Source organism: Bosea sp. AS-1, from assembly GCF_002220095.1.
Taxonomy (GTDB): domain Bacteria; phylum Pseudomonadota; class Alphaproteobacteria; order Rhizobiales; family Beijerinckiaceae; genus Allobosea.
In genome coordinates, this window is sequence record NZ_CP022372.1 from 3,983,730 (window position 1) to 3,997,805 (window position 14,076).

Annotated in this window: 12 protein-coding genes; 6 read left to right on the forward strand and 6 right to left on the reverse strand. The window is 66.5% G+C overall.

What is annotated here, in order from left to right; translation table 11 throughout:
• The first annotated feature begins 9 nt into the window (after positions 1-9).
• On the forward strand, positions 10-1,353 hold the full coding sequence (locus CE453_RS20765) for an Nramp family divalent metal transporter (protein WP_089176303.1): 1,344 nt from the start codon (positions 10-12) through the stop codon (positions 1,351-1,353).
• A 21-nt stretch (positions 1,354-1,374) separates the two neighbouring features.
• On the opposite strand, the gene CE453_RS20770 is transcribed toward CE453_RS20765, so the two are convergent.
• Positions 1,375-2,913, reverse strand: a complete 1,539-nt coding sequence (locus CE453_RS20770; protein ID WP_089176304.1) for a helicase HerA-like domain-containing protein — start codon at positions 2,911-2,913, stop codon at positions 1,375-1,377.
• A 247-nt stretch (positions 2,914-3,160) separates the two neighbouring features.
• Between CE453_RS20770 and CE453_RS20775 the strand changes: the two genes are divergently transcribed.
• From CE453_RS20775 to scpA, 4 genes are all read left to right on the forward strand, one after another.
• Positions 3,161-3,547, forward strand: coding sequence for a DUF2267 domain-containing protein (locus tag CE453_RS20775; protein WP_089176305.1), 387 nt, complete (start codon positions 3,161-3,163; stop codon positions 3,545-3,547).
• 183 nt (positions 3,548-3,730) lie between these two features.
• Positions 3,731-5,701 (forward strand): methylmalonyl-CoA mutase subunit beta, encoded by a 1,971-nt coding sequence (locus tag CE453_RS20780; RefSeq protein WP_089176306.1) that lies wholly within the window; start codon positions 3,731-3,733, stop codon positions 5,699-5,701.
• A 13-nt stretch (positions 5,702-5,714) separates the two neighbouring features.
• Positions 5,715-6,533 carry a bifunctional hydroxymethylpyrimidine kinase/phosphomethylpyrimidine kinase gene (gene thiD / locus CE453_RS20785; RefSeq protein ID WP_089176307.1) on the forward strand — a complete coding sequence of 273 codons (819 nt, stop codon included), beginning with the start codon at positions 5,715-5,717 and terminating at the stop codon, positions 6,531-6,533.
• A 16-nt stretch (positions 6,534-6,549) separates the two neighbouring features.
• Positions 6,550-8,712 carry a methylmalonyl-CoA mutase gene (gene scpA, locus CE453_RS20790; protein ID WP_089176308.1) on the forward strand — a complete coding sequence of 721 codons (2,163 nt, stop codon included), beginning with the start codon at positions 6,550-6,552 and terminating at the stop codon, positions 8,710-8,712.
• A gap of 76 nt (positions 8,713-8,788) precedes the next feature.
• Here scpA and CE453_RS20795 read toward each other — a convergent pair whose 3' ends face one another.
• From CE453_RS20795 to CE453_RS20815, 5 genes are all read right to left on the reverse strand, one after another.
• A complete protein-coding gene (locus CE453_RS20795) occupies positions 8,789-9,061 on the reverse strand; it encodes a hypothetical protein (RefSeq protein ID WP_089176309.1) in 273 nt (90 codons plus the stop codon).
• A 98-nt stretch (positions 9,062-9,159) separates the two neighbouring features.
• Positions 9,160-9,948 (reverse strand): ABC transporter permease, encoded by a 789-nt coding sequence (locus tag CE453_RS20800; RefSeq protein ID WP_089176310.1) that lies wholly within the window; start codon positions 9,946-9,948, stop codon positions 9,160-9,162.
• Entirely contained in the window at positions 9,945-10,847 is a 903-nt protein-coding gene (locus CE453_RS20805; RefSeq protein ID WP_089176311.1) for an ABC transporter permease, read from the reverse strand. The genes CE453_RS20800 and CE453_RS20805 overlap by 4 nt, the downstream gene beginning before the upstream one ends.
• A complete protein-coding gene (locus CE453_RS20810) occupies positions 10,844-12,013 on the reverse strand; it encodes an ABC transporter ATP-binding protein (protein WP_089178054.1) in 1,170 nt (389 codons plus the stop codon). The genes CE453_RS20805 and CE453_RS20810 overlap by 4 nt, the downstream gene beginning before the upstream one ends.
• A gap of 26 nt (positions 12,014-12,039) precedes the next feature.
• Positions 12,040-13,152, reverse strand: coding sequence for a polyamine ABC transporter substrate-binding protein (locus CE453_RS20815; protein ID WP_472840959.1), 1,113 nt, complete (start codon positions 13,150-13,152; stop codon positions 12,040-12,042).
• Between the two features lie 182 nt (positions 13,153-13,334).
• Between CE453_RS20815 and CE453_RS20825 the strand changes: the two genes are divergently transcribed.
• Positions 13,335-14,072 (forward strand): DUF3750 domain-containing protein, encoded by a 738-nt coding sequence (locus tag CE453_RS20825; protein ID WP_089176313.1) that lies wholly within the window; start codon positions 13,335-13,337, stop codon positions 14,070-14,072.
• Positions 14,073-14,076: the final 4 nt, after the last annotated feature.

Here is a 14,076-nt window from a genome sequence, read left to right on the forward strand (position 1 = left end):
GGTCGGATCATGTCGCAAAGCGCCCCGGAATCCTCCTCGATCTGGCTCCGATCGCGCGGCGAGCCCTCGCTCGCCGATGTCTTCCGCTCGGTTTCGGTCGCGCCCTCCTCCTCGTCCTGGCGGAAATTCCTGACCTTCCTCGGACCAGGCTACCTCGTGGCCGTCGGCTATATGGATCCGGGCAACTGGGCGACCTCGCTCGCGGGCGGTGCCCAGTTCGGTTACACGCTCCTGGTCGTCGCGCTCGTCTCCAACATCATGGCCGTCGTCCTGCAGTCGCTCTGCGCTAGGCTCGCGGTCGCCACGGGTCGCGACCTCGCACAGGCCTGCCGCGACGCCTATCCGCCCTATATGGCCTGGCCGCTGTGGCTGCTGGCGGAGCTGGCGATCTGCGCCACCGACCTCGCGGAGGTGATCGGCACCGCCATCGGTCTCAATCTGCTCTTCGGCATTCCGCTCGAAATCGGCGTGCTGATCACCGGCCTGGACGTCTTCATCATTCTCTGGCTGCAGACGAAGGGTTTCCGCTGGGTCGAGGCCTTCATCATCACCCTGCTCGGCGTGATCGCGCTCTGCTTTGCGGTCCAGATCGCAATGGCCGATCCCAACTGGGGCGAGGTCATCCGCGGCTTCGCGCCGACCACGGAGATCGTGACCAATCCCAACATGCTCTACATCGCGCTCGGCATCATCGGCGCCACAGTGATGCCGCATAATCTCTACCTGCACTCCGGCATCGTGCAGACCCGCGCCTATGGCCACACCCTGCCGGAGAAGCGCGAGGCGCTGAAATACGCGACGCTCGACTCGACCGTCGCGCTGACCTTCGCGCTGCTGATCAACGCCTCGATCCTGATCCTCGCCGCCGCCACCTTCCATAAGGCCGGGCATCATGACGTCGCCGAGCTCGGCAAGGCGCAGGAACTGCTCCAGCCCCTGCTGGGTGCCTCGATCGCGCCCTCGCTCTTCGCGATCGCCCTGCTCTGCTGCGGCCTGAACTCCACAGTGACGGCGACGATGGCCGGCCAGATCGTGATGGAAGGCTTCCTGCGCCTGCGTCTCGCCGCCTGGCTGAGGCGGCTCGTGACCCGCCTCGTCGCCATCGTGCCGGCGATCGCCGTGACGCTGATCTATGGCGAGGGGCAGACGGCGAAGCTGCTGATCCTGAGTCAGGTGGTGCTCAGCCTGCAGCTTCCGTTCGCGGTGGTGCCGCTGGTCATGCTCACCGCCTCGAAGGCCAAGATGGGCGAGCTGGTGGCGCCGCGCTGGCTGACGGTGGTCGCCGCCGTGATCGCGGCGATCATCATCGTGCTGAACCTGAAGCTGATCTTCGACGTCGCGACGGGGGCGTGAGCCCCTGCCGCGTGACCGAACTCAGCGCTTCCCGGACATCGAACCGAGAATGCCGCGCAGGATCGCGTTGCCGACCTGCCGGCCAATCGAGGTGGCAGCCGAGCGGGCCGCCGAGGTGATGACCTTCTCCGCCATGCTCTGCGGCAGCGGGCCGCCGCGCGATCCCGGGCCGGTCTTCGGCCGCTGCTGCGGCGCTCCGCCACCAAGCCAGCCGCCGATGGTATCGAGGATGCCGCCGCCTCCCTCCGCCGAGGCCTCGACCGCCGAGCCGTCGGCATTCAACCCCTTGCGCTTCATCAGCACCTCATAGGCCGACTCGCGGTCGACCATCGTCTCGTACTTGCCCTTTTCAGGAGACGCGTTGATCGCCTGCTGGCGCTCCTGCGGCGTGCAGGGGCCAACCTGCGCCATCGGCGGAGCGATCAGGGTCCGCTCCACCATCTCGGGCGAGCCCTTGCCTTCCAGCATCGAGACCAGTGCCTCGCCGACCGCAAGCTGGGTAATCGCCTGCTCGGTGTTGATCTTGGGGTTCTGGCGGAAGGTCTCGGCGGCGGCGCGCACGGCCTTCTGGTCACGCGGCGTGAAGGCGCGCAGCGCGTGCTGGACGCGGTTGCCGAGCTGGGCGAGGACCGTGTCGGGAATATCGAGTGGGTTCTGCGTGACGAAGTAGACGCCGACGCCCTTCGAACGGATCAGGCGCACCACTTGCTCGACCGCCGTCAGCAGCGCCTTGGGCGCGCCGTTGAAGAGCAGATGCGCCTCGTCGAAGAAGAAGACGAGCTTGGGCTTGTCGAGGTCGCCGACCTCGGGAAGCTGCTCGAACAGCTCCGAGAGAAGCCAGAGCAGGAAGGTCGCGTAGAGCCGCGGATTGTTCATCAGCTTGTCGGCGGCGAGGATGTTGACGACGCCGCGGCCGTCGCGATCCGTCTTCATCAGATCGGCGATCTCGAGCGCCGGCTCGCCGAAGAACAGGTCGCCCTTCTGGTTTTCCAGCACCAGCAGCGCGCGCTGGATCGTGCCGACGGTCGCCGCGCTGACGTTGCCGTATTTCGTCGTCAGATCGGAGGCATTCTCGGCGATGAAGGTCAGGATCGCGCGCAGATCCTTGAGATCGAGCAGCAGAAGCTTCTGCTCATCCGCGATGCGGAACGCGATGTTGAGCACGCCCTCGGCCGTATCGTTGAGGTCGAGCAGCCGCGACAGCAGGAGCGGCCCCATCTCGGAGATGGTGGCGCGAACCGGATGGCCCTGCTCGCCGAACACGTCCCAGAACACGGTGGTGAACTGGTCGGGCTCGTATTTGAGGCCGAGTTCCTTGGCCCGGTTGACGAAGGCGGGCTTGCCGTCGCCCGGCGCGACGATACCGGAGAGGTCGCCCTTGATGTCGGCGGCGAAGACCGGCACGCCATTCCGGGCAAAACCTTCCGCCATGACCTGCAGGGTCACGGTCTTGCCGGTGCCGGTCGCGCCCGTCACCAGCCCGTGGCGGTTGGCCAGTTTCAGCAGGAGATTCTCCGGCTTGCCGCTCTTGCCGATCAGAATCGTACCGTCATCCGCCATCGCATCCGCCTATCGGGTTCTGAATTGTCACAGCTAGGATGTAACCAAACGCCGCAGAGGGCGGAAGCCCGGATCATCGGGCCAAATCGTCCCGATGATCCGGGCCTCTGGTTTTGCATCGGGTTTTTCCGAAAACCGCGCTCCACGTTTCGGCCCCGATGCCGGGACGGTTGGAAAGAGATCGTAAATATGTAAACTATTTTTCGGAAGGCTTCGTGACGAAGCCGTTGGCGAGGGGTTCGAGACCATGGAAGAATTGCTTACGCGCGTCGCTGCGGCGGCCGGCATCGACGAGGGCCTTGCCCGCAAGGCGGTCGGCATCATCCTCGCCTTCCTGCAGAAGGAAGGCCCGGCCACTGAGATCAGCCAGCTCATGGCAGCGCTGCCGGGCGCGCAGGAGCTTGCCGATGCCGAGGGCGGCGCCAAGGGCGGCATGCTCGGCGCGATCGGCGGCCTGATGGGTGGTGGCGGCGGCGTCATGGCGCTCGGCGGCCAGCTGATGGGGGCCGGCCTCTCGATGCCGCAGATCCAATCCGTCTCGAAGGAAATGTTCGCCGTCGGCCGCGAAAAGGCCGGAGAGGACGCGATGGGCGCGATCGTCGGCGCGATTCCGGGCCTCGGACAGTTCGTCTGAGCCAGCGACGGCACCATCAGAGCTTCTGAAACACCGCCTCCGGGCGGTGTTTTTGTTTTTTGGCCAAGCCAATCCCGCGTTTGCGCACCGGGCGTGCGACAAAGTAGGGATGGTCGTGCGCGTGCGCTCATGGCAATCAGCCTGTCGTCGCGGCACATTGTGCGGAAAGGAGCCTCGGTGCGCATGAACACGGCTGCCCCATCCGACCTTCCCTATCTCGACGCCTTTCCGGCGCCGTCGCACGAAGCGTGGCGTGCCGCCGTCGACAAGGTATTGAAGGGCGCCGATTTCGAGAAGAAGCTGGTCGGGCGCAGCGTCGACGGCATCCGCATCGAGCCGCTCTACGATGCGGCTTCTGGCGCGCGCGCCTTCCGGGCGCAGGCCGGACGATGGCATGTCGCGTCGCGCCTCGACCATCCGCAGGCGGACGAAGCCCAGGCTCTCGCCATGGCCGACCTCGAAGGCGGTGCCGAGATGCTGACGCTCGCCTTCGCCGGTGCCCGCGCCGCGCGCAGCTACGGTCTCGTCGCCGATGACGTCGCGACGCTCGATCGCGCACTCGACGGCGTGATGCTCGACCTGATCCGGCTGCGTCTCGATCCCGCGCCGCAAGGCCGCGTCAATGCGCTCATGGTCGCCGCCCTCGTCGAAAAGCGCGGCCATGCACCGAGCGAACTCTCGATCGAATTCGGGCTCGATCCGATCGGCGTTCTCGCCAGCCACGGCTCGCTCGCCGCGCCCTGGCCGGAGCTCGGCCGCCGCCTGGCAGCCGTGATCGCGGCGCTGAAGCAGCGCGGCTTCAAGGGGCCCTTCATCACGGTCGACACCCGGCCCTATCATGAGGCCGGCGCCAGCGAGGCCCAGGAACTCGGTGCCGCGCTGGCGACGGCCGTCGCCTATCTGCGCGCCCTGGAGGCCCAGGGGCTGTCGCTGGCCGAGGCGCGCGACGCCATCGCCTTCACGCTCGTCGCCGACACCGACGAGTTCCTGACCGTGGCGAAGCTGCGCGCCGCCCGCCTGCTCTGGAACCGGGTGCAGCAGGCCTGCGGGCTGACACCGAAGCCCGCGACGATCCATGTCGAGACCGCCTGGCGCGGCCTGACCAGGCGCGACCCTCACGTCAATCTGCTGCGCGGCACCATCGCCGCCTTCTCCGCAGGGGTCGGCGGGGCCGATTCGCTGACCGTCCTGCCCTTCACCGCGGCGCTCGGCCTGCCCGATGCCTTTGCACGGCGCGTCGCGCGCAACACCCAGCTCATCCTGCTAGAAGAATCCAATCTCTGGCGTGTCGCCGATCCGGCCGCCGGCGCCGGCGGTTTCGAGGCGTTGACGCAGGCGCTGTGCGAACAGGGCTGGAGCCGCTTCCAGGATCTGGAGCGCGAGCGTACTGACGATCAGCAAGGCATGCTCGCCGGCCTCATCAATGGGCATGTCCAGCAGGGGCTCGCGCGTGAGCGCGTGGCCAGCGCCAAGGCGGTCGCGACCCGACGCATCCCGATCACGGGTACGAGCGAGTTCCCGAATATTCGCGAGAATGCGGTTTCCGTGCTGGAGGTCGCGCCGGTGCGGAAAAGCCCCGGTCAACTGGGCAGCACGGTCGCGCGCAATCCTGGCGAGATCGTCAAAGCCCTTCTCGGCGGCTTGAACCGCTCCGAGGCACTGATTCCGCCGCATGACGGCCTTGCCATCGACGCCCTGCCCTCGCACCGGCTCGCGGAACCGTTCGAAGCCCTCCGCGACAAGGCTGACGCCTTGCCGCAACGCCCGACCGTCTTCCTGGCGACGCTCGGCAATATCGCCGATTTCACGGCGCGCGCCGGCTTTGCACGCAATCTGTTCGAGGCTGGCGGCCTGGCCGCACCCAGCGGCGACGGCTTCGCCCAGAACGGAGCCACCGATCTCGACGCGCTGGTCGGCGCTTTTCGGCAATCAGGCGCGAAGCTCGCTTGCCTGTGCGGCTCCGACACCGCCTATGTCGATGAAGGCGCGGCGGCAGCCGAGGCGTTGACCAAGGCCGGTGCGACCGTCTGGCTCGCTGGGCGGCCTGGCGAGATCGAGGCGACATTGAACAAGGCAGGCGTCTCCTCGTTCATCTTCGTGGGCTGCGACGTCGTCGAAACGCTCGAGCGCGCGCAGGCCATTGTGAGCGCCTGACCGGAGACATGCAGTGACCGCCATCGCCCTCACCATTGCCGGCTCGGATTCCAGCGGCGGCGCCGGCATCCAGGCCGATCTCAAGACCTTCGCGGCGCATCAGGTCTACGGTGCGAGCGTCATCGTCGCGCTGACGGCGCAGAACACGCAAGGCGTCAGCGCGATCCATGCCGTGCCGCGCGATTTCGTCGCCAAGCAGATGAATGCCGTGTTCGAGGATCTCGACGTCGGCGCGGTCAAGATCGGCATGCTGGCGACCGCGGAGCTGATCGAGACAGTTGCGGCAGGCCTCAAGAAGCATGGTGCGAAGAATGTCGTCCTCGATCCAGTGATGATCGCCGCGTCCGGAGCGCGCCTCCTCGAAGCCTCTGCGGTGGAAGCGATCCGCAAGCATCTGTTCCCGCTTGCCACGCTGATCACGCCGAACCTGCCGGAAGCTGCCGCCCTGCTCGGCTCCAGCGTCGCCGAGACCGACGAGGCGGTCGAGGAGCAGGCGGACAGGCTTACGGCACTCGGCGCCGCCAATGTCCTGATCAAGGGTGGCCATGGCGGCGGCGATGTCAGCAGCGACCTGCTGCGGTTGGTCGGCGGCACGCGCCAGCGCTTCAACGCGCCGCGCATCGAGACCCGCAACACCCACGGCACCGGCTGCACCCTGTCCTCGGCGATCGCGGCGAACCTCGCCAAGGGGCAGCCCCTGCCGGAGGCGATCGGCAACGCCAAGAGCTATATTTCGGCCGCTATCGCCGCAGCCGATCAGGTTGCGGTTGGCCATGGCCACGGACCGGTGCATCATTTCCACCATTGGTGGGGCAAGGATTTGCGCCCATGACCGACGGGAGACAGCCATGACCGCGATCCCGGATTTCACGAAGCTCGCCTTCTCCGGCGGCAAGGCGCCTGCTCAGGCATTGCCGGCCAGTGAGACCTGGCTGACGCCGGAGGATATCCCGGTGAAGCCGGCCTATGGGCCGGAAGACCGCGCCGGCCTGCCCTTCGTCGGGACGCTGCCCGGCATCGCGCCCTATCTGCGTGGCCCCTATCCGACGATGTACGTCAACCAGCCCTGGACGATCCGGCAATATGCCGGCTTCTCCACGGCCGAGGATTCCAACGCCTTCTACCGGCGCAATCTTGCCGCCGGTCAGAAGGGGCTCTCGGTCGCCTTCGATCTCGCCACCCATCGCGGCTACGATTCCGACCATCCGCGCGTCGCCGGCGATGTCGGCATGGCCGGCGTCGCGATCGACTCGATCTACGACATGCGCACGCTGTTCTCCGGCATCCCGCTCGACCAGATGAGCGTGTCGATGACGATGAACGGCGCCGTTCTGCCGGTGCTGGCGCTCTACATCGTCGCAGCGGAAGAACAGGGCGTGCCACAGGCGAAGCTCTCGGGGACCATCCAGAACGACATCCTCAAGGAGTTCATGGTCCGCAATACCTATATCTACCCGCCCTCGCCCTCGATGCGGATCATCGGCGACATCTTCGCCTTCACCTCGGCGAACATGCCGAAGTTCAATTCGATCTCGATCTCCGGCTATCACATGCAGGAGGCCGGAGCGACGCAGGACCTCGAGCTCGGCTACACGCTCGCCGACGGCGTCGAATACATCCGCGCCGGCCAGCAGGCGGGCCTCAGCGTCGACGTCTTCGCGCCGCGGCTCTCCTTCTTCTGGGCGATCGGCATGAACTTCTTCATGGAAGTCGCCAAGATGCGCGCCGCCCGGCTGCTCTGGGCCAAGCTCGTCAAGGATTTCGGTGCGCAGAACGAAAAGTCCCTGCCGTTGCGTACCCACAGCCAGACCTCGGGCTGGTCGCTGACGGCGCAGGACGTGTTCAGCAACGTGCCGCGTACGATGATCGAGGCGATGGCGGCGACGCAGGGGCACACCCAGTCGCTGCACACCAACGCCCTCGACGAGGCGCTGGCGCTGCCGACCGACTTCTCCGCCCGCATCGCCCGCAACACCCAGATCCTGCTGCAGCAGGAGAGCGGCACGACCCGGATCATCGACCCCTGGGGCGGCTCCTACTATGTCGAGCGCCTGACGGCGGAATTGGCCGAAAAGGCCTGGGGCCATATCCAGGAGGTCGAGAAGCTCGGCGGCATGGCCAAGGCGATCGAGGCCGGCATCCCGAAGCTGCGCATCGAGGAGGCCGCGGCGAAGACGCAGGCGCGGATCGACGCGGGCCAGCAGGCGATCATCGGCGTCAATTGCTACAAGCCCGACAATGAAGCGGCCATCGAGGTGCTGAAGGTCGACAACGCCGCCGTGCGCGCCCAGCAGCTCGACAAGCTGAAGCGCCTCAAGGCCGAGCGGAACGAGACCGAGGTCGAGGCCGCGCTGACAGCGCTCACCAACGGTGCCGCCGGCAACGGCAACCTGCTCGACCTCGCGGTGAAGGCCGCGCGTGCCAAGGCCACGGTCGGCGAGATCTCGATGGCGATGGAGAAGGTCTTCGGGCGTCACAGGGCCGAGATCAAGGCGATCTCGGGGGTGTACAAGCGGGAGGTCGGCGAGATGAACCCAGCCGTCACGCGCGTCCAGATCATGTGCCAGGACTTCGAGGAGGCGGATGGACGCCGCCCGCGCATCCTCGTCGCCAAGATGGGGCAGGACGGGCACGACCGCGGCCAGAAGGTCATCGCCTCGGCCTTCGCCGATCTCGGCTTCGACGTCGATATCGGGCCGCTTTTCGCGACGCCGGACGAGGCGGCGCGGCAGGCGGTCGAGAACGACGTCCATATCGTCGGCGTCTCGTCGCTCGCGGCAGGCCATCTGACGCTGGTGCCGGAGCTGAAGGCTGCGCTCGCCAGGGCCGGCCGGCCTGACATCATGATCGTGGTCGGCGGCGTCATTCCACCGCAGGATTTCGACACGCTAATCGCAGCCGGCGCCTCGGCGATCTTCCCGCCCGGCACCGTCATCGCCGATGCGGCCGAGAAACTGCTGCAGGAGCTCAACGAGCGCCTCGGCTACGTCCAGCGTACGGCGGCCGAATAGAGGCTAATTCAAAAAGAAAGGCGGGCGCTGCCCGAAGGCCGCGCCCGCCCCATGATTACGACCAGCGTGGCGACACTTACCGCCAGCCGTAACCATAGCCGTAGCGCGGCGGGGGCGGCCGCATGCCAAAACCGTCAGAATAGCGATGCCAGCGGCGCTGCCCCCAGAAGCCGTGGACGGCCGGCGGTGCCGGGCGCCAGCCATAATCGTAGACCGGGCGCTCATAGCTGTTCTCGTAACGGCCGCCGAAGGCCTGAGCATCGCCCGCCCCCGCGAGGGTCGAGACAGCCAATGCGACGCCGCCGAGAGCAAGGGCGGCAAAACCGATCCGGGCGCGATTGCCAAACATCGTCGTTGTCCTGTTCCGGGCGGGAAACCTCCCCGCCACGGATCGGACATTCGCAGGTCGTGGCTGAACGGGTTTTGAGGGCGCCGTTCAGCCCGCGTTTAACTAGCGGAGAGCTGTTCGCGCTTGAGCAGGAGCGAGGCCGCGATCACCACGACGGCCACGGCGGCGATCATGATGGTGCAGGCAGCATTGATTTCTGGGGAGACGCCGAGCTTTACCGCCGAATAGAGCCGCATCGGCAACGTGGTCGCGCCGGGGCCGGTGGTGAAGCTCGCCACGACCAGATCGTCGAGCGAGAGCGTGAAGGCGAGCATCCAGGCCGCCGCCACCGCTGGCCAGATCAGCGGCAGGGTCACCGTCCAGAAGGTGACGAAGGGCGTGGCGCCGAGATCCTGTGCCGCCTCCTCCAGCGAGCGATCGAAGCCGGCGAGCCGCGACTGCACGACGATACAGGCAAAGCCGAGGCTGAAGGTCGCGTGAGCGATGGTCACGGTCCAGAAGCCGCGCTCGACATCCGCCGCCACGAAGAGCAACAGCAGCGACAGGCCCGTCACCACCTCGGGCATGACCAACGGCGCCAATACCATGCCGGAGAACAGTGTCCGGCCGAGAAAACGGCCATGGCGGGCGAGCGCCAGCGCCGCCAGTGTGCCGAGCGCGGTCGCCAGCGTCGCCGAAACCACGCCGAGGCGGATCGAAAGCCAGGCGGCGTCGAGCAGCGGCTCATTCGCCATCAGGGCACCGTACCAATGCGTCGAGAAGCCGCCCCAGACCGTGACGAGGCGCGAGGCGTTGAAGGAATAGGCGATCAGCGTGACGATCGGCAGATAGAGGAAGGCGAAGCCGAGGATCAGCGCCAGGATGAGGCCGGGACCGAGGCGCTTCATGCCGCCAGCTCCCGCTTCAACCGGGCGCGCTGCAGCAGCACCAGCGGCAGGACCAGCACGACGAGCAGAACGACCGCCACGGCGGAGGCCAAAGGCCAGTCGCGGTTCGAGAAGAACTCGCTCCAGAGCACCTTGCCGATCATCACCGTATCGGGACCACCGAGCAGGTCGGGAATAACGAACTCGCCCACGGCCGGGACGAAGACGAGCGCCGAGCCGGCGAGAATGCCGGGCAGCGACAACGGCAACGTCACCGTGAAGAAGGCCGTCAGCGGCGTCGCACCGAGATCGGCCGCCGCTTCGAGCAACCCGCGATCGAGCTTTTCCAGCGTCGCGAAGAGCGGCAGCACCATGAAGGGCAGGTAGGAATAGACCATGCCGATCAGCACCGCCGTCTCGGTGTTGAGCAGGCGCAGCGGCTCTCCTTCCAAGCCGAGCAGGCCAAGCGCCGCATCGAGCAGTCCTTCGGGCCTCAGGATGCCGATCCAGGCGTAGACGCGGATCAGGAAGGAGGTCCAGAACGGCAGGATGACGAGGACGAGCAGCACGCCGCGCCAGCGCGCCGGTGCCGAGGCCATGGCGTAGGCGAGCGGATAGCCGATCGCGAGCGCGACGAGCGTCGTCGTCGCCGCCAGCCGCAGCGAGTAGAGATAGCTCTGCCAGTAGAGCGGGTCGTCTCCGAGCAGGCTGAAATTCGCCAGATCGAGCTGCGACAGGAAATCGCCGAGCTGGGCAATGCCTTCCCAATGCGGCGCATAGGGCGGCAGCGCCGTCGCCGCCTGCGAGAACGCCATGCGCAGCACGATGGCGAAGGGCACCAGGAAGAACAGCGCAAGCCAGAGATAGGGCACGGCCACGACGAGCCGGCCAAGCCGTCGCGGGGAACCGCCTGCGCTCATGGCGGCAGCACCACGCCGGCCTCGACGTCCCAGGAGAGCCAGACCCTGTCATCCCAGGCGAAGGGCCGCGCAAGGCGGCGGGTACGGTTGGCGAGCGCGACCTTGATGAGCTGGCCGCCCTCCCCTTCGTCGCCCTGCCCGCCGACCATCACCTGGATCATGGTGAAATCGCCGAGATAGCCGATGTCCCAGATCTCGCCCGCGACCTTGTTGACCGCCTGCGGCGGCTCGTCATGGGCGATCTCGATCTTCTCGGGCCGGATGCCGATCAGCAGCGGATCGCCCGGCTTCAGCGCCGGCGCCTCCTCGTCGAGATCGACCGTGCCGACACGAGGCACAGAGGCCCGGACGAGCTCGCCGTCGATGGCTTTCACCCGGCTTTCGAAGATGTTGATGTCGCCGACGAACTCGGCGACATGGCGGTTCGCCGGCGCCTCGTAGATCACGTCGGGCGGACCGATCTGGACGAGCTTGCCGTGATCCATCACCGCCATGCGGTCGGCCATGGTCATCGCCTCGTCCTGGTCGTGGGTGACGACCATGAAGGTCAGGCCGAGCTCGCTCTGCAGGTCCATCAGCTCGAACTGGGTCTGCTCACGCAGCTTGCGGTCGAGCGCCGCCATCGGCTCGTCGAGCAGAAGCAGCTTCGGCCGCTTGGCGAGCGAGCGTGCGAGCGCGACGCGCTGGCGCTGGCCGCCGGAGAGCTGATGTGGCTTGCGCCCGCCGAAACCGGTGAGCTTCACCAGCTCCAGCATTTCCTCGACCCGGCGGGCGATCTCGGCTCGCGGCAGCCCCTCGCGCTTCAAACCGTAGGCGATGTTGCTTGCCACGCTGAGATGCGGGAACAGCGCATAGGACTGGAACATCATGTTGACCGGGCGCAGATGCGGCGGCACGGCGGTGATATCCTGCCCATCGAGCAGGATCGTCCCCTCGTCCGGCGTCTCGAAACCGGCGAGCATGCGCATCAGCGTGGTCTTGCCGCAGCCGGACGGTCCCAGCAGCGCGAAGAATTCGCGCGGATAGAGCAAGAGAGAGAGATCGCCGACGGCGGTGACGTTACCGAAGCGCTTGGTCACGCCCCGGAACTCGACCAACGGCTTTGCAGCCGGGTCGTTCCAGGGCTGAAAGGCCCGGCGCACGCTGCCGGGCGAGGTCTTCTTCATGGTGGCCGCGCCCTGCCCGAACGCGCTCACTTGCCCGTCTTCACGCGGGTCCAGAGCCGATTGACCAGGCGCTGCGACTTCTGGTCGTAGGGCGTGATCGTGTAGAGTCGTCCCATCACATCCTCCGGCGGGTAGACACCGGGGTTGTCGCGCAGTGCTGCTGACAGAAACGGCTTCGAGGTGATGTTGCCGTTGGCGTACTGGATGAAGTCCGAGTTCTTCGCCGCCATCTCGGGCTTGTTGACGAAGTCGATGAACTTCAACGCCGCGTCGACATTGGCCGCGTCCTTCGGGATGACGAAGGAATCGAACCACATCAGCGCGCCCTCCTTCGGAATCGAATAACCGATCTGGACGCCGTTCTTGGCCTCCTCGGCCCGCTTCTTGGCCTGGAGGATGTCGCCCGAATAGCCGACAGCCAGGCAGATATCGCCGTTGGCCAGCGCGTTGATGTATTCGGAGGAATGGAACTTCTGAATATAGGGCCGGATCTTGCGCAAGAGCTCGCCGGCCTTGTTGAGATCCGCTTCCTTCTTCGAATCCGGATCGAGACCGAGATAGCGCAGAGCTGCCGGGAACATCTCCTCGGTCGCATCGAGGACATGGACGCCGCAATTGGAAAGCTTCTTGAGCTGCTCCGGCTCGAAAACGATCTTCCAACTGTCGACCACCGCATCGGGGCCGAGGCGTTCCTTGACCTTGGCGGTGTTGTAGCCGATCCCCGTGGTGCCCCACATGTAGTTCACGGCGTATTTGTTGTCGGGGTCGTATTTGGCGAGCCGCGTCTGGATCTCGGGCCAGATGTTCTTGAGATTGGGCACCCTGGCCTTGTCGATCGGCTGGTAGATGCCGAGCGGAATATGCCGAGGCAGGAAGGAAGCCGTCACGACGATCAGGTCGTAGCCGGTCTTGCCGGCGAGAAGCTTGGTCTCGACCGTCTCCATCTGGTCGAAGGTGTCGTAGACGACGGTGATCCCGGTCTCTTTCTTGAACGCGTCGAGCACCTCGGGATCGACATAGTCGGACCAGTTGAAGATCCGGAGTTGCTTGTCCTGCGCCGCGGCCGGCGCGGCGAGAAGTCCCAGTCCGATCGCGCAGGCCGCAATGGCCTCGGTCAAACGCTTCGTCGTCTTACCCAATCTGCCCCTCCATCAAGCTCAGGCGCGCGCACGCTACCAGCTTTCCCCCCGGCATCAACCGCCATCGGGCGCGGCCTGATGCCTGCACACAGGCAAGCGGTGCTGAAAGCCCCGGCAGGCTGACGCAAGCGTGATCGCTCCCGTCCTTGCCGGTCTGCACGACCTTGCACATACCGTGCCTGATGCGCTTTCTCCGCCGTTTCCTGCTGTTCTTCACCCTCGCCTTTCTGCTTCCGGTCGCGAGCCATGCCGGCTGGTGGATCTGGCAGACCCATGCGCCCGACTGGCGCCGAGCCGATTGGGCGAGTGCCAAGCTCCTGCCCGCCGCCTCGATCGAGCCCGAAGCGACCGTGCACATCTTCGCGGCCCGCGTCGGCCGCTGGCGCGGCATCTTCGCGCACCATTCATGGATCGTGGTGAAGGAGGCTAATGCCTCCGCCTATACGCGCTTCGATGTCGTCGGCTGGGGCACGCCGGTGCGCGTCAACCATCGCGAGGCGGACGGCCGCTGGTTCGGCAACACACCGGAGCTTGTCGCAGAGATCCGAGGCGGGGACGCCGAGCGCCTGATTCCACGCATCCGTGCTGCAGTAGCCAGCTATGCCTATTCGCAACCCGGCAGCTACCTCGCCTGGCCAGGTCCGAACTCCAACAGCTTCGTCCAGCATGTGCTGACCGACGTGCCGGAGCTGCGTCAGGCCCTGCCGCCGACCGCCATCGGCAAGGACTGGCGCGAGAGCGGCCTCTTCGCCGGATTCACAGCGAGCCGGACCGGACTTCAGGCCTCGCTCTACGGGTTGGCCGGCATCACGATCGGCTGGGTCGAAGGCGTCGAGATCAATATCCTCGGCCTCGTCGCCGGGCTCGACCTGCGCAGCCCGGCGTTGAAGCTGCCGGGCTGGGGACGGGTCGGAGTCTGAGCGG